The sequence below is a fragment of the Alteromonas sp. 07-89-2 genome, assembly GCF_013113925.1.
GTDB lineage: Bacteria > Pseudomonadota > Gammaproteobacteria > Enterobacterales > Alteromonadaceae > Alteromonas > Alteromonas macleodii.
This window is the reverse complement of the sequence record NZ_VTYM01000023.1, coordinates 65941-82781: the sequence shown is the minus strand read 5'-3', so window position 1 is coordinate 82781 and position 16841 is coordinate 65941. Positions and strand designations below refer to the sequence as shown.

14 protein-coding genes are annotated in these 16841 nt (G+C 45.0%); 8 read left to right on the top strand and 6 right to left on the bottom strand.

Annotated elements, in window-relative coordinates; genetic code table 11:
• Positions 1-35 precede the first annotated feature (35 nt).
• The 5 genes from F0261_RS14745 to djlA form a co-directional block, all read right to left on the bottom strand.
• Positions 36-317 (bottom strand): hypothetical protein, encoded by a 282-nt coding sequence (locus F0261_RS14745; protein WP_014997360.1) that lies wholly within the window; start codon positions 315-317, stop codon positions 36-38.
• 78 nt (positions 318-395) lie between these two features.
• Positions 396-2117 carry a single-stranded-DNA-specific exonuclease RecJ gene (gene recJ / locus F0261_RS14740; RefSeq protein ID WP_171338340.1) on the bottom strand — a complete coding sequence of 574 codons (1722 nt, stop codon included), beginning with the start codon at positions 2115-2117 and terminating at the stop codon, positions 396-398.
• 243 nt (positions 2118-2360) lie between these two features.
• Entirely contained in the window at positions 2361-3083 is a 723-nt protein-coding gene (gene dsbC, locus F0261_RS14735; protein ID WP_171338363.1) for a bifunctional protein-disulfide isomerase/oxidoreductase DsbC, read from the bottom strand.
• A 359-nt stretch (positions 3084-3442) separates the two neighbouring features.
• Positions 3443-4369 carry a site-specific tyrosine recombinase XerD gene (gene xerD / locus F0261_RS14730; RefSeq protein ID WP_014975697.1) on the bottom strand — a complete coding sequence of 309 codons (927 nt, stop codon included), beginning with the start codon at positions 4367-4369 and terminating at the stop codon, positions 3443-3445.
• Entirely contained in the window at positions 4370-5230 is an 861-nt protein-coding gene (djlA, locus tag F0261_RS14725; RefSeq protein ID WP_014948312.1) for a co-chaperone DjlA, read from the bottom strand.
• A 407-nt stretch (positions 5231-5637) separates the two neighbouring features.
• Between djlA and lptD the strand changes: the two genes are divergently transcribed.
• The 8 genes from lptD to F0261_RS14685 all read left to right on the top strand — a co-directional run bounded on the left by lptD (position 5638) and on the right by F0261_RS14685 (position 15389).
• Complete coding sequence (gene lptD, locus F0261_RS14720) at positions 5638-7890, top strand: LPS assembly protein LptD (protein ID WP_014978356.1); 2253 nt, start codon at positions 5638-5640, stop codon at positions 7888-7890.
• Between the two features lie 28 nt (positions 7891-7918).
• Positions 7919-9232 (top strand): peptidylprolyl isomerase SurA, encoded by a 1314-nt coding sequence (gene surA / locus F0261_RS14715; protein WP_301338821.1) that lies wholly within the window; start codon positions 7919-7921, stop codon positions 9230-9232.
• Between the two features lie 13 nt (positions 9233-9245).
• A complete protein-coding gene (pdxA, locus tag F0261_RS14710; RefSeq protein ID WP_014948309.1) occupies positions 9246-10232 on the top strand; it encodes a 4-hydroxythreonine-4-phosphate dehydrogenase PdxA in 987 nt (328 codons plus the stop codon).
• Complete coding sequence (gene rsmA / locus F0261_RS14705) at positions 10229-11056, top strand: 16S rRNA (adenine(1518)-N(6)/adenine(1519)-N(6))-dimethyltransferase RsmA (RefSeq protein WP_014948308.1); 828 nt, start codon at positions 10229-10231, stop codon at positions 11054-11056. The genes pdxA and rsmA overlap by 4 nt, the downstream gene beginning before the upstream one ends.
• A gap of 7 nt (positions 11057-11063) precedes the next feature.
• Positions 11064-11438 (top strand): Co2+/Mg2+ efflux protein ApaG, encoded by a 375-nt coding sequence (gene apaG, locus F0261_RS14700; protein ID WP_014978354.1) that lies wholly within the window; start codon positions 11064-11066, stop codon positions 11436-11438.
• Between the two features lie 7 nt (positions 11439-11445).
• A complete protein-coding gene (locus tag F0261_RS14695) occupies positions 11446-12273 on the top strand; it encodes a symmetrical bis(5'-nucleosyl)-tetraphosphatase (RefSeq protein WP_171338338.1) in 828 nt (275 codons plus the stop codon).
• A 282-nt stretch (positions 12274-12555) separates the two neighbouring features.
• Positions 12556-14580, top strand: a complete 2025-nt coding sequence (locus tag F0261_RS14690; RefSeq protein WP_014978352.1) for a methyl-accepting chemotaxis protein — start codon at positions 12556-12558, stop codon at positions 14578-14580.
• Positions 14581-14807: 227 nt separating this feature from the next.
• The gene (locus tag F0261_RS14685; RefSeq protein ID WP_014975692.1) at positions 14808-15389 is read left to right on the top strand and encodes a heme-binding protein; all 582 of its coding nucleotides are present in this window, start codon (positions 14808-14810) and stop codon (positions 15387-15389) included.
• A gap of 64 nt (positions 15390-15453) precedes the next feature.
• On the opposite strand, the gene lysC is transcribed toward F0261_RS14685, so the two are convergent.
• Positions 15454-16803 (bottom strand): lysine-sensitive aspartokinase 3, encoded by a 1350-nt coding sequence (gene lysC, locus F0261_RS14680; protein ID WP_171338337.1) that lies wholly within the window; start codon positions 16801-16803, stop codon positions 15454-15456.
• Positions 16804-16841: the final 38 nt, after the last annotated feature.

Sequence of the window (16841 nt, the reverse complement as noted above, 5' to 3'; positions counted from 1 at the left end):
TTGTTGTCGAATTGGTGCCTTTGGCAACGTTAATATCAGCTGCGCTTAATTCGTACCACTTTCATGGTTTCAAACTCAATGCCAGCCACCTCTTCAACGTGGCGATAGTAGGTTACGTTCACTCGCGCGCCTTTTAAGCTTTGGTATTGCTGTTTACGCCGATAGATAAAAGGGACATCAATACCTTCTAGCATAATGGTGTGGCGTACCCAGTCGCTGTCTTTCTCTTCCCGCTGAACGTGGGAAATCACTTTAGCATTGTCGGTTTGATTCAGCTGACTATGCTTTTCCACCAGCTTTTGTCTTTCGCTTTTCACCTTTGCCTCTTCTTTCCTACTTTGCGCTTATCGTCTGTTAGGGTTATTGGCTTTTTTCTGCGTGTGAGCTTACTTCTGCTAACGCGCTTCTATTTGCTCGACAATAAGTTGCACGGTTTCCTGACCGCGAAATACGTTGATATCAAGTCGATAGGCAATATGCACGCGTTTGACCATGGCATTCGGCCATGATTTTAAATCAACGTTGAACGCAATAGCATCGACCTCGTTAGCACCGTCACTTTTCAACACCATTTTTAAGTGCTTTTGGCCAACTAAGCGCTGGTCAAGTAGTGCAAATTCACCATCGAATAGCGGTGATTCAAAGCCCTGTCCAAACGGACCTGCTTGACGCAGTAAATGCGCAAAGGGTAAACACAGCTCTTTCGATGACAAGTCACCGTCGGAAAGTAAAGCATGATTTCCATCAAGCTTTGCCATGTGCGCTCGCGCAATATCAACAAAAGCCTGCTCGAAGTCTTGAAGCTTAGCTACGGGCAAGCTTAATCCAGCAGCCATGGCATGCCCGCCAAATTTTTCGATAACGCCAGGGTAGCGCGTATTAACTTCATCAAGTACATCGCGAATGTGCACGCCAGGAATTGAGCGTGCCGAACCTTTAATAATCTCGTCGTCTTGATGGGCAAAAGCGATAACAGGCTTAAGATATTTCTCTTTCAAACGCCCTGCCACAATACCAATAACCCCTTGGTGAAAGTCTTCGCGATAAACCACCAGTGCGCTTGGCATATCGCCTTCATCCAGCGCCATTTGCTCTAGTACGGTTTCCGCTTGTGCTTTCATGCCGGTCTCAATTTCACGGCGTTCTTTATTAAGCGCATCGAGTTCCGCAGCGATCATTCGCGCTTGAATGGTTTCATCTTCTAATAAGCACGCAATGCCTTGCGACATGTCGTCTAATCGACCCGCGGCATTAAGCCTTGGCCCAACCACAAAGCCTAAGTCAGTTGAGGTTAAGTGAGCGCAATCGCGATTCGCTACTTCGACCAATGCTTTAATGCCAGGTCGACACTTACCCGCCCGAATCCGCTGAAGGCCTTGATGAACTAAAATTCGGTTGTTTTTATCCAGCACTACTACATCGGCCACGGTGCCAACCGCAACAATATCAAGTAGCGACGCTAGGTTTGGTGGCGCTAACCCCGCTCTTTCAAAATGCCCTTGCTGCTGTAACTCGGCTTTAAGTGCTAGCATGATGTAAAAGGCAACGCCAACGCCAGCCAAATTTTTAGACGGGAATTCACAGCCAGGTTGGTTAGGATTTACTATCGCATCAGCAGGAGGTAGAACATCGCCTGGCAAATGGTGATCGGTAACAACAACCTGCATTCCCAACGACTTTGCATGGGTCACACCGTCAATACAGGAAATGCCATTGTCCACTGTGACAATAACCTCTGCGCCCTGTTTGGCAGCTTCATCCACAATAGGCACGCTAAGTCCGTAACCAAAGTCAAAGCGGTTAGGTACAAGAAAATCAACGTTGTGATAGCCCATGGCTCGAAGCGCCAATATACATACCGATGTACTGGTTGCTCCGTCGGCATCAAAATCGCCCACAATAATAATACGTTTATTTTGCACAACAGCATTGGCGAGAATTTGCGCGGCCTGCGGCATGCCCTTCAAAACATTGAAGTGTGTTAGCCCTTTTAGACCATTCTCCAAGTCATCTAAATTCGCAATATTACGACCGCGATAAATTCTATCGATAACAGGATGTAAGTCGGAACTAAGCGAGGCGCCGGTAACCTCACGGCGAACAATAGGCAAAATCATGAAATACCACTAACCAATACTGTAAATGCAGTTGTCGATGCCAGTTCAAATAGGCTTTAAATAAAAAGACTGGAGTCGGGACACTTGATAATTAGTGCAGATTCCAAGTAAACGCCCGAGTGAACTGCAAAGCAAAACTGTACGAAAAAACGCTAGAAAATATGAGGACGAATCATACCGCAGAAAACAAAAAAACGCACAAAGCGTGCGTTTTTATCATATATAAGGTTAAGGACTGAATGGCTATTCAGCTTCCTCCAATGCTTTAGCAAGCAACGCAGCTGGCTGATAACCAGGAATCAATGAACCGTCTGGCAGTACGATATTTGGCGTGCCATTCACGCCTAATTTTTGACCTAACATGTACTGCTCTGCCACTTTATTTTTACAGCTTGCGCTAGCTACGTCGTTACCCGCTTTAGCTTTAGTTAACGCTTTTTGCGGGTCTTTCGCACACCACACCGACACCATATCGTTGTAGTTTTCACTGTTTAACCCAGAACGTGGAAACGCAAGGTAGTGTACGGTGATGCCCGCATCGTTTAGTTCATCAATCTCTTTGTGAAATTTACGGCAGTAACCACACGTAATATCAGTAAATACGCTTATTTCATGCTTTTCGTTTTTGGCCTTAAACGTAATAGACGATGATTCCATCTCTTTTACGCCTTCTTTGCGCAGCCCAGAAAGTGCCAGCTCTGTTTCGTTACGCATCTCTTCATCAATGTTAAAAACACGAGCCTGAAGCAGATACTGCCCGTTTTCACTTACGTAAAATAAACCGCGGTTTGTTGATACCTGAACCAGCCCTGATACTGGAGAGTCAGCAATAGTTTCTACATCTAACCCTAGCATTGAGGTTAATTTATCACGGATAGCCGCTTCATCAGCCGCTTGCGCACTAAGCCCTAATAGAGAACCTGCCGCAACTACACTGGCTAACAATACTTTCTTTACTGCTTTCACTAAATACTCTCCATTTTGCCATTTAAGTTCGCTTGTACTTACTGGCTTAACATGCAACTGCTTGAATCGGTATCTTTCCATTTAAAGCAATTGCTAAAAACTTTTACATTCATAACGTTCAGACCGTTAAACTTAGCAAAAAATTGCACGTTAAACGCTAATTTTCTTTTAACCTCAGTACATTTAACGTCAACATTTAAACTCAGCCGCGTTAAAGCACTAACGGAAAATGTATTTTCTAAACGCTTTGCATGGCTCGTATCCTACCATAGACCTTTTTATTTTATATACGTCGTCACTGAGCCTCGTCGTATACAGCCCCCAATTTATAGCATTCTTTATTTGTATATTTAGCCAATTTAGCCACGTGGGTGATGACTGTGGATTAAAGTTTGAAGTCGCTCTGTCGCAACATGGGTGTATATTTGAGTCGTTGACAAATCGCTGTGCCCCAATAGCATTTGTACCACACGTAAATCAGCACCGTGATTCAAAAGGTGTGTCGCAAAGGCATGACGCAACGTGTGGGGAGAAAGGTGCTGCTCAATTCCCGCTTTCACCGCATAGTATTTAATGCGATGCCAAAATGTTTGGCGCGTCATTTTCTGTCCACGCTTGCTCAGAAATACCACATCAGAAGCTTTACTGGCGAGTATCGGTCTTGCTGTTTTAATATAGGTCAGCAGCCATTCTATTGCATCTTCACCAAGGGGCACTAAGCGCTCTTTATTCCCTTTACCCACAACCCTAACTACGCCTTGCTGAAGGCTTATTTGATCCATTGTTAACCCAATAAGTTCACTTACACGAAGGCCGGTTGCGTAAAGCACTTCAAGCATGCTCTTGTCCCGACATTCAATAGGGTCGTCGGTAAGGGGGGCATTTAGCAAATCTTCAACTTGTTGCTCACTGAGTGAAGAAGGCAAAGCTTTGGGTGTTTTCGGATTAGACAGCGCGGAAACTGGGCTATCAACGCGAACCTGCTTACTAATTAGGAATACGAAAAACGCCCGGATAGCGCTAAGCGCACGTTGGGTGCTGCGTGTGGACAGCCCCTTGTCGTGACGATAGGCTAAATAGTCCTGAAGCTGCTCAGTGGTCAGCACAGCGATATCTTTTACGCCTTGATTGTTGCTGAAGATAGCAAGCTTAGTAAGGTCGGTGCGATAGCTCTGCTGAGTATGATCGGACAGTCCTTTCTCAAGCCAAAGCATCTCGATAAAACCATCGATATGCGCCTGACTCGCTGCAGGCACATAAGTTAACTCACGTTGAGTTTTTGCCATCTAAAAGCCACGCTTTTGCTTAATCAGCTCGTAGGCTGATTGAATATCTTGCGCTTTCTTTTTCGCAATTTCCATTGCCTGTTCAGGTAGCCCTTTAGACACCAGCTTATCTGGGTGATGCTCAGACATGCGCTTCCTGTAGGCACGCTTTATTGTCTTTTCATCGTCGGATGCCGCCACACCTAATATGTGATAGGCATCATCTAAACTTTGCTGTTCTGAATAGGCTGATTGGCTGTGCTGACGTTGACCTGAATGAGTGCGTTGTCCTGAGCCAGAGTTAGACCGCTGCCTAAAGCGTATTTCAGCTTCATACATTGAAATTAGATAATCTAAATCACGACGCCTAAAGCCTAGTGGCTTCGCTACTTTTTCAAGTACGTTGTATTCTTCCTGTGAAAGCTGACCGTCGGCGAAAGCGGCTTGAATAAGAATCTCTAAGAATACTTGAAGAATATCCCGTCTACCGTGGCTGGCGTCGTAAAAACCTTTCAACGTATCGACTAAAGGAAAGTCTCGCGCTTTGCCTTCTCTAAATGCATCCTGAGCTTCACGACGGGCATCCCCAGTTAAACGCATCTCGTCCATTAATGCTGTGGCGATTTGAATTTCTCTGTCCGTTACTTTGCCGTCAGACTTAGCAAGATGGCCTAACGCACTAAACAAACTATGAAAGAAAATAGCTTGCTGCTTCAGATTGTCCTGATCGGTAAAAAAGCGCCCAAAGCCGCCTAGCTGATTGAAGTCTTGGCGATAGGCTTTATCAAAAAAGTGCCCGACTAACAGCCCTAAGATCGCCCCAGGTATTTTAAGAAACATAAAGCCGAACAAGGCGCCGAGGATTTTTCCCCAAATTGACATCGCGTCATACTCCGTTGGTGCACTGTTTAGAAAGTTGATGTTACTGTAGTGAAATCACGCCGTGCAGAGCGCGTTATACCAATCATCATATCAAATACATAAGTTAATTAACTAGGGCTTGTGCAGCTTGAAATCAAGCTTACTGCCACTAATTGCCTCCGTCTTTGATGTGTTGTGCATATAAAAGTGCATTTTTTTGTCTGAATGGTTGGTAATTACGACAGAAGTGCTTAGAATTGAGCGCTTATATGAATAGTAATAGCGAGTGAAAGCTACATTAACTCTTTGCCAAGAAGTAATGTGCATTATCACTGTTTTTTTAAACGTTATGTCGAACTAACCGAGACGGACGTCGTCTTACTTGGGTTTAAAAGCAACATACAACAAAACAGGCCGCCCATTAACGCATGAAAAACACCTGCGCCATGCTTGTTTCCGCGACTCTTTTGCCTACAGTCGCGTTTGCACAGGAAACGACAGCTTCAAATTCTAAACCAACGTCAGATGCAGCCCCTCTTGCATTCTGCTCAGTCGAACCTGTTACTTTCAGTAGCCAGGCATTAATGCCCAAAGGCCACGTTAAAGTTGAAGCTAACCGTACTGAAATTATCCAAGATACCGTAGCGCTGTTTTCTGGTAATGTTGATATCACGTCAGATACTGCGGTAATTAGTGCATCTCAAGCACAAATTAACGGAAGTGGCAGAGACCTTATTGCGAAAGGCGACGTAACGTATCAAGACTCGCAGTTAAAAGTAGAAAGTGATGCTGTGACCCTTCGCTCTGAAGAAGAGCGCTTAGAAATGCAAAATACCCGCTATCAGCTGACGGGTTTTGTGGGTCAGGGAGCCGCAAAAGATATTGTATTGGATACAGACACGGGAATTGTGCTCAAAGAAGTTAGCTTCACTACGTGTCCTGAAGGCGATGAAGACTGGCTAATACGCGCCAGTGAAATTAGTTTGGAAAAAGGGACCGTATGGGGCCAAGCCAAACACACACGCTTCTACATTGCCGATGTTCCAGTGTTTTATTTGCCGTATTTTGCGTTCCCTGTTAGCAACGAGCGCCAAACGGGCTTATTGTTTCCAGAGTTAACCAGTTCGAGCAGAACGGGCGTCGACTATACGCAGCCCTTTTACTGGAATATTGCCCCCAACTATGACATGACCATCTCACCGCGATTGATGACCCTTCGCGGTCTTCAACTGAATACTGAGTTCCGCTATCTAACGGAGCGTAGCCAAGGCAAAGCGTACGTGGAGTACTTGCCGAGCGACTCAGATATTAGTGGGAACCCTGACCGATATTTTTATCGCTTGGAGCATCAAGGGCTTATAGCTGACAACTGGCTACTAAACGTTGATTTCAACGGATTAAGTGACGACAACTATTTAGTTGACCTTGGTTCAGATTATTATAGTCGCGCTGATACCCACCTATATCGTAGCGTTGGATTAAGTTACTACTCGCAAAATCTATCCGTAAATATGCAGATAAAAGATTTTGAAGTACTGGGTAATACTGCAGATAGCTATCGCGCCGTACCTGAAATCAAAATCAACTACAACAAAGCGTTAGGTGAATATTTAGAGTTCAACCTAGACTCAGAAGTCGCACACTTTGACAATACTCTCGATACCGCTCCAACGGCTACTCGTTTTCACGTTGCACCTACTTTAGCGGTGCCGCTTCGCGCAGCATGGGGTGAACTTGTCGCAGAAACCACGCTTTTTCAAACGGTTTATCAACAAGACAATGTTGAAGGAACTGACTTAAAAGAAGATGTTGAACGCACATTAGGACAAGCTCGCCTTTATGGCGCATTATACTTTGAAAGAGATACATCGTGGTTCAGCGACGATATGTCGATGACTTTAGAGCCAAAGATTCAATATCTTTATACATCGTATGAAGACCAAACTGCGATTGGATTCTATGACTCAACGCCGCTGTTAACCGACGTTGAAGGATTGTTTAGAGGTCAGGAATTTACTGGCCTTGATAGAATAAGCGATAACAACCAAATCACCCTTGGCGCGACCACACGCATGTTGGATAAAAACAATCGGGAACAATTTGTTCTTAGTGTGGGTCAGATATTCTACCTTGAAGATAACAAAGTCATTGCGGCAACCAAGAATCAAGATCGTTCAGCGCTCGCCGCTGAAGTGGATTGGCGCTTTAATAAAAACTGGTTCTTCCATTCTGATGTGCAAGTGACCACTGACACAGACAAAGTTGACTTAAGCAGTGTGGGTATTGAATACCGCAAAGATGATTCGCGCTTTATTCAATTAAGTCATCGCTATGTTCGCGATCTCAGTGGTGAAACCATAGATCAAATTGGTATTTCGGCAAGCTGGCCTATTTCTGAAAATTGGCAGTGGGTTGGCCGTACTTACCGAGATCTTGAACGCAATAGAAGTGTAGAAACCTATGCAGGTATCCAGTATGAATCATGCTGTTGGGCGGTGCGATTAGTTGCGCAGCGCAGTCTGAACAACCGTTACAATGCTAGCGGCGAACAGACAACAGACGATTTTGATTCTGGAATATCGCTACAATTTATTTTCAAAGGCATCGGGTCATCTGGTACCCAAAGAAGCATGCTTCAAGACGGTATGTTTGGCTATCGTCAGCCTTATAGTTTAAATTAACCCGCAGTTGAGCGCTTAAAGCGCTTAAATGCAATCAACCAATAATAAAAGAGTGTGTATGAAGTTCATTATCCGTGCATTGATGTTAGGTGCCCTACTCTCGTTTAACAGTATTGCGCAAGAGGTCATGCTTGACCGCGTGGCTGTAATTGTTGACCAAGGCGTAATACTTGAAAGTGAAATCGATGCGCTAATACAAGACGTTAAACGCAACGCAAAAGCGAATAATCAACAACTACCGTCAGATCGTGCGCTTCGTACACAGGCTATTGAGCGCTTAATCTCAAAAAGTCTTCAACTACAAATGGCAGAGCGTATGGGTATTCGTATCAGCGACCCACAGCTAGAGCAAACCATTAGTAATATTGCAGCAAATCAAAATGCAACAATTGAAGAGCTACGTACTCAGTTGGCAGCAGAAGGTATTGCATACGATGATTACCGCGAAGACATTCGCGAAGAAGTTATCATGGGTGAAGTTCGCCGCGCCAACGTACGTCGCCGTGTCTATATTACACCTCAAGAAATCGACACCTTGATTGACCTGATGGAACAGCAAGGTGCTGAGCAAGCTGAATACCGCTTAGGTCACATTCTTATTGGTTTCCCGCCAGAGCCTACAGATGAAGATATTCAATCGGCGCGTGAACGTGCAGACAAAGTCATTTCACTATTAGAGTCAGGCTCTGATTTTGCTAAAATCGCCATTGCGTCATCATCAGGTAACGAAGCGCTCGAAGGCGGTGACATGGGCTGGCTTAACATTAACGCCATGCCGACGCTTTTTGCTGAAGCTATTCAAAACAAAGACAAAGATGCTCTTGTTGGACCTATTCGAAGCGGTGCAGGCTTTCATATCCTAAAAGTATTAGATACGCGCGGTATTGAGAAAGTCACGGTGGAAGAAGTAAACTCTCGCCACATTCTTGTTAAGCCGTCAATCATTCTTAGTGAAGACAAAGCTAAGGCCATGCTAAACCGCTTCAAAGAAGAGGTGAAAAATGGTGAAGCTGATTTCGCAGAGCTAGCTAAAGAGTATTCAGAAGATCCTGGTTCAGCCCTTCGCGGTGGCGAGCTAGGCTGGTCGGGTCCAAATAACTACGTGCCTGAGTTTAAAGACGCACTTGCACAGCTTCAGCCGGGAGAATTTAGTGATCCTGTGCGTACTGTTCACGGCTGGCATTTAATTCAGCTTATTGAACGTCGTATTGATGACGCTACCGATAAGCGCAAAGAAGATAAAGCTTACCAGCTTATCTTCAACCGTAAATTTTCAGAGGAAACCGAGAACTGGTTACGTGAGATGCGTGATGCCGCTTACGTAGAAGTTGTCGACTCGTAACAATAAGTTATTCATGAGTACACCAATTAAAATAGCAATAACGCCGGGAGAACCGGCAGGTATCGGGCCAGATTTGATCATAAAACTGGCCCAGGAAACATGGCAAGCTCAGCTTGTCGTGTTTGCCGATGGCGAAATGCTCAAAGCACGAGCAAGCGCCTTGGGGCTGCCATTAACGCTAATCGATTACGATGCCACTAACCCGCAAATTCAAGATGCGGGTTCGTTGTTTATAAAGCAAATAGATAAATCCGTTGACGTTACGCCAGGTGAGCTTGATAGCGAAAACGGGTTATACGTAGTAGAAACTCTGCGCCAGGCGTGTCAGGCAAATATGGATGGCGACTTCGACGCCGTCGTCACCGGCCCCGTACACAAAGGCATTATCAACAAAGCAGGGGTATCATTCAGCGGTCATACTGAGTTTTTTGCGTATCAGTCCAATACCATTGATGTGGTTATGCTTCTGGCAACTGAAGGCCTTAATGTAGCGCTTGCCACTACGCATATTCCCCTTGAGTATGTAGCGAAAGCTATCACCCGAGAGCGTCTGCATAAGGTCATTCATATCATCAACACCGACCTTAAATTGAAGTTTGGCGTTAAAGAACCTCACATTTATGTGTGTGGCTTGAACCCTCACGCAGGTGAAGATGGTCATATTGGCACTGAAGAAATTCATACCATCATTCCGGCGCTTAACGAACTAAGAGAAGAAGGCTTGAAGATCACAGGCCCTCTACCTGCAGACACCATATTTCAACCGAAATATCTGGAAAATGCTGACGTAGTGCTGGCTATGTATCACGACCAAGGCTTACCCGTGCTAAAATATAAGGGTTTTGGGGCGTCAGTGAATATCACGCTAGGGTTACCTTTCGTTCGCACATCGGTAGATCACGGTACTGCATTAGACTTAGCAGGAACAGGTGAAGCCGACGCCGGTAGTTTCAGGAAAGCATTGGAAAAAGCCATCGAGCTTGCACATCATCAACAATGAGTAAAACACACTTAGGCCATACGGCCAGAAAGCGATTCGGACAAAACTTCCTTCACGATGATTACGTGATAGGTAAGATTGTTGCGGCCATCGCGCCAAAAAATGAACAAAACCTGGTAGAAATTGGACCCGGTTTAGGCGCATTAACAGATCCTGTTTGTGAAGAAGTAGATGCACTCACAGTCATTGAGCTAGACAGAGATCTTGCTAAGCGATTGAGACACCATCCATTTAACGGCAATAAGCTAACGGTTATTGAACAAGATGCGATGACCATGGACTTTGGCGCCCTTTCTAAAGAAATGCCAGTCAAAGACAAAAAGCTTCGCGTATTTGGTAATTTGCCCTACAACATTTCGACACCACTAATGTTTCACCTTTTTGATCATGCTCACTGCATAGAAGATATGCACTTTATGCTTCAAAAAGAAGTGGTAAACCGCTTAGCAGCAGGACCAGGTTCTAAGAATTACGGCAGGCTTTCCGTTATGGCGCAGTATTACTGCCATGTCATTCCGGTACTCAATGTTCCGCCGGGTGCCTTTAAGCCACCCCCGAAGGTTGATTCTGCAGTAGTGAAGCTAGTGCCGCATCAGGCTCCGCCAGTAGACGTTGAGTCTGTAAATACGCTTGAGCGCGTCTGTGCACAAGCGTTCAACCAGCGCCGAAAAACCATTCGCAACTCGCTGAAAGACAGTTTAAGTGAAGAGGAGATCCGTGAGCTAGGTATCGATCCTACCTCTCGCGCAGAAGTATTATCACTTAACGATTTTGCCACAATAGCAAACGCTGTGTCGGCAAAAGAGCACCAACAAGAGCAGTAAGTTCTCTATGGATGTACTTGATATTAAGGTGCGGGTGAAAACCCGTCACCTTCCCGACCACCTTCCGTCAGATTCAAAGCAATTTGCCTTCGCGTACCACATTACGATTGAGAACAATAGCGTCCATACGGTGCAATTACTCAGTCGCTACTGGAAAATTACCGATGCAAATGGCAAAACATCAGAAGTTGAAGGTGATGGGGTTGTAGGCAAGCAACCTATCATGAAAGCGGGCGAGCATTTTGACTATACCAGTGGCGCTGTCATTGACACACCGGTTGGGAATATGGAAGGCTACTACGTAATGGAATTAGAGAGCGGCGAGCGTTTTCGCGTTCCTATCGACGTTTTCCGATTAGCCATTCCAAGTATTCTTCATTAAGGTTTCTATGTCGCAAGGTAACACGTACGTCATTGGTGATATACAAGGCTGTTACGATGGTCTTCGTCGCGCGTTAGATAAAGTAAAATTCGACGAAGAAAACGATACGCTACTCGCAGTAGGTGATTTAGTTGCTCGAGGAGAAGATTCTTTGAGCACATTGCGCTTTTTAAAGTCTCTCGGCAGCCAGTTTAGCAGTGTTTTAGGAAACCACGACCTTCACTTACTTGCCGTTGTAAACGGCATCCGCAAAGCAAAAAAATCCGACAAATTAGAGCCTCTACTTAATGCTCCAGACTTGACCGAACTTATTGACTGGTTGCGTCAGTTCCCGTTGGCAATGAAGTTAGATGAGCAATCAGTAATGGTGCATGCTGGGCTCTATCCTAAATGGTCTATCGATGAGTGCGTTTCACTTAGTGACGAAGTTAGCAACATCCTAAAATCCGCCAATTACGCTGCTTTTCTTTCAGAAATGTATGGTAATAAACCCAACAACTGGTCAGATAGACTTAAGGGTGATGAGCGACTACGTTTTATTGTGAATGCGTGTACGCGCATGCGTTTTGTTCATACCGATGGCACACTCGATTTTGATAACAAATCTCATCCCAGCGCAGTATCCCACAGCACCAGTAGCACGTTAAAACCATGGTTTGAAGTAGAGAATAAAAAGCTCGGTGACGATAAACGAGTGGTATTTGGGCATTGGGCAGCTCTGTCGGGCCAAACGAACAGTCATCAATTTATCGGCTTAGATACAGGCTATGTTTGGGGGCAAAGCATGACTTTGCTAAACCTGAACTCCGCTTCGCTTGTGAACGTTTCTGCCTAAAACCAGAGTTTACTGGCTCCGCAATTTTCCAATTCGCACTTGTTTACGCGTATAATTTTACGCATCAACTGGTATTACCAGTTAAACTTTCTACACTTAAGTGCTAAATAAAATAAACATTAAGTTATTGTAGCCGATACACTTACTTACGATAGTAACGATAATGTCTTATTATCTACTCAGTAATTGAGCAAACTAGCTTCTTTAATCGCTATATTTTGTTTGCTGAGACGGGTAATATCGTTAGGGATAAAAATAAAAAACACTCATCCAGGAGTTCCGATGAAAATAACGGTAGCCACACGCGTAATCGGGGGATTTGTAGCGATTAGCGCTCTTCTGATCGTCATTAGTGTTGTTTCACTTTATAACCTCAACTCAATAGGCTCAGCAACGGAAGAAGTAAATGACGTTGCATTACCCACAGTAGCAGGCAGTAATGCACTTAAAGCCAGCTTTCTCAATATGGGCCGACTTACCTTCGAGAGCTACATCGAAGAAGATCTAAACGGCTTAAAAGACAAACGAGCGTCTTTTAACTCTGCCAAAGATACCTTTGAGAGTGAATATAAGAAACTGGCGCAGGCCGTTAATAATGAGCCTGAACTAAAGAGCACGCTGAATACTGTACGTGAATCATATGAAGCATATATCACTAATGTTGAAGCGATGTACAAAAATCACCAAATGTACCTTGATATACGCAACACAATTCAAGACAGACTGGGTGACGCCGAAGACAACGCAGACGATGCATCTACCTACCTCCTAGACTTCTCAGACTTAGACGCAGTTCAGCGCGACCCTAACCTACGACGTGCGGCAGAAATCGGCGGCCAACTTGAGACGTCGCTGCTTTCTTTGCTAACGGTTTCATACGAGTACATTAAAACAGAGACACTGGTTCGTTCGCAGACGCTAGGCAACGAAGTTGATTTGGTTGTCGAGAAAGTGGTCACGCAATTAAGCGACATGATGCAAACTGCGGGCGGCCGCGATGATTCTGGTACTCTTGATGATATTAACGACTTGGTTAACAACGCAATCAATGCGATTAAAGCTAACGATGGCGTGGTTCAGCTTCATGTTGATCGTCTAGAGCGCAGAAATGATGCTGAAAAAGCGCTTAACGCTTCAGACTCAAATATCGCGCAAGCGGTTGTCGCTCTAGAAAACCTGCTCAATCTTGCAGACAAGAAAGCGTCACATGTAGAAAGTCAGGTTAACGGCGCCATTGCGACGGGCAACACGTTCGTTATTGTGGTTGTTATTATCTCGATTGCAGTAGCAGCATTTATTGGCTACGTGACCGTTCGCGCAATCACACGTCCGCTTTATCGTGTAAATGAACTTCTGACGGTGGCTTCATCGGGTGACCTTACTCACCGTCTAGACGATTCGGCGCAAGACGAATTTGGTCTTTTAGCCCGAAACTGCAATACGCTAATTGGAAACCTGAAGGAGCTCATTACAGCCATTAACGTTCGTGCTGAACAGCTGGCAGCCGCCTCAGAACAAACGTCTGCAGTGACGGCGCAAACGACGCATTCAATTCAGGATCAGAAATCACAAATTGGCCAAGTAGCAACAGCAACCACAGAAATGCACTCTACGTCGCAACTGGTTGTGCAAAACGCTGAAGATACACTAAGTCAAATTCGCCATGCGGATGCTGAGGCTGAGAACGTGCGCCAAATCTCACTAGAGAATAAGAACACCATTGAGATCTTATCTCGTGACGTTCAAGAAGCGGCAGACGTTATCAATAAGCTTCATCAAGACAGCGCAAGCATTGGTGGCATCTTAGACGTTATCCGTGGTGTTGCAGATCAAACCAACCTGCTCGCCTTGAATGCTGCTATTGAGGCAGCGCGTGCCGGTGAACAAGGTCGAGGCTTTGCGGTTGTTGCTGATGAAGTAAGAACCCTTGCCAGCCGAACTCAAGAATCGACACAAGAAATCAACGCTATGATTGAAGTGCTTCAAGCGGGTGCTGAAAAAGCGGTATCGGTGATGAATCAAGGTAAAGAGCAAACTGCGGCGTGTGTGGCACAAACTGAAAAGGCTACACAGGCGTTGGATATCATCTCAGACGCCGTTCACAAAGCCCATGACGTGAGCTCTCAAATTGAGCAGTCTGCCCGTGAACAGAATACGGTATCACAAGAGATCAGCGAAAAGCTTGAAACTATTGTGGGTATCGCTGAAGAGACGACAGCTGGAGCACAGCAAACGTCTGAGTCTAGCCATGAAGTGGCTCGACTTGCTGAAGAGTTACAACAGTCTATCAGACAGTTTAAAGTGTAACGCTTTTTACAAACCTGTTTTAAGAAGGGGCTTTTAGCCCCTTTTTTGTGTCTAACAATTAATCTGGCACACTTTAGGAATGCATAGATAGTTACTTTAGAAGCGTTTAACTGAGCATTAATCGGCTTTAATTCGTATAAGGACTATTCGTAACAAACCACTAAAAAAGAATGATATTTTCCCGTTTTCGCTTGCCTCTTTTCATTACTACTTTATTGGTGTCAACAATGATCCAGGCTGAGCCATCATATTACAAAGATACAGAAACCCTTCCCTATTCCATTATCGAGACCCTTGATGAAGATATTGAAGTGAGGCATTACAATGAAGCGTTAGGCGTAATGTCTAGTGGGAATGAAGATAATGGAGCATTTCAGCTACTCTTTAATTATATCTCTGGTGAGAATACATCCAGTAGCAATGTGTCAATGACGTCCCCCGTAGAAGTTGGAAAGCGCTCTCAAGAAATTGCAATGACCTCTCCTGTCGAAGTCTCATCTTCAGAAACAATGATGTTTTTCTTGCCCAGCAAATATGACATTAAAAGCGCTCCTGTGCCTACGCACAAAGATGTATCGCTGGTTACTGTACCAGCGAGAACGGTAGCCGCTATTCGTTATTCAGGTTTCAACAAGGACAGCGATAAGAAGCAGTATACGAATAAACTGCTTAAAGCCCTTAGGGACAATAATATTGAGCTTGATGGTGAACCTAGCTATATGGGCTACGACTCGCCTTTCACCCTACCGTGGAATAAACGTCACGAAATCATTGTACCGGTCGACATTTTGAAATCATCTACAAACTGATGTGAAATAAAAACGGCCGCCTTTAAGGCGACCGTTTTTTGGGGTCATTCAGCACATTAGGTGCTTATTCAAATAACGCCGTGTGAAGCTTGCGAACCACGTCGTCACTGTCGGTCTCGTTAACCAGGAACGATAGGTTGTGCGGGTTGGCGCCAAAGCAAATCATACGCAGGTTGAAATCTGAAACCGCAGCTAAAATCTTGCTAGAAACACCAACAGCTGTTTGCATGTTGTTACCTACAACCGTGACAAGGTCGTAACCTTTTTCTACTTTCACATCACAGATAGTTTCAAGTTCAGCAATGGTTTCTTTGTTTAGTCGCTGAGCCACAGAGTTTGCAGGGTTATCAAGGGTAAAAGATACCGAGATTTCTGACGTGGTAACCAAATCAACACTTAGCTTGTGCTTAGCGATGATGGCAAATACCTGCTGTAGGAAGCCTTGCGCATACATCATCTTCGGTGTTTTCACTGTCACCATTACCTGCTCTTTACGGCGAGTAATAGCACGATACGGTGGTTCGTGCTCGCAGTCGCGTACAATCCACGTACCGCCCTTTTCAGGCTCTTTGCTTGACCCTACAAACACTTTAATGTCTTTTCGAAGCGCTGGTTCCATAGTGGCAGGGTGAAGAACTTTGGCTCCGAAGGTGGCCATTTCCGCCGCTTCTTCAAAGCTGAGTTCAGGTAACGGATGAGCAGCTGGTGTGATGCGCGGGTCAGTTGTGTACACCCCTGTTACGTCAGTCCATATCTCACACGATTCGGCATCAAGCGCTTCAGCAAGTAGCGCCGCCGTAAAATCAGAACCACCACGACCTAGCGTTGTAGTACGGCCTTCCTCATCGGCTCCAACAAAGCCTTGAGTAACCACTATCGCGTCTTTAATTTCAGGTGCCAGCAATTGTTTAGACAGCTTTTCGATTTCTTCGATTTGCGGCGCTCCTTCTCCAAACTCACTGTCCGTACGTAACACCTTACGTACGTCAAAGTTCATGGTTTTTACGCCCTGCTCTGCAAGCACTGAAGAGAACATCAGCGATGACATCCGCTCACCCATTGAAAGCAGCTGATCTTTTAAATCATCACGGTGAAGGATTTCTTCATGAAACGCTAAGCTTCGCATTTCATCTAACAAGTCGTTGAGTTTTGGCTCAACCGCGTCTTTATCTTTCAACTTGTTAAGAATGGCAAGCTCAATATTGATAATGGCCTTACAGGTCTCTTCAATTTGCTGTTGCGTCATAGGTGTGTGCGCTAAGCTTACTAGGTGATTGGTTACACCTGCCGCAGCGCTCACTACCACAATGCGCGTTTTGTCATTACCGGCAACAATTCGGGCGCAGTTTTGCATTACTTCGTAATTCGCAACGCTAGTTCCACCGAACTTAGCTATCGATAAGGCATTTGTCACTATATTTAACTCCAGAATAAAACTAGCATTTCGCTAGC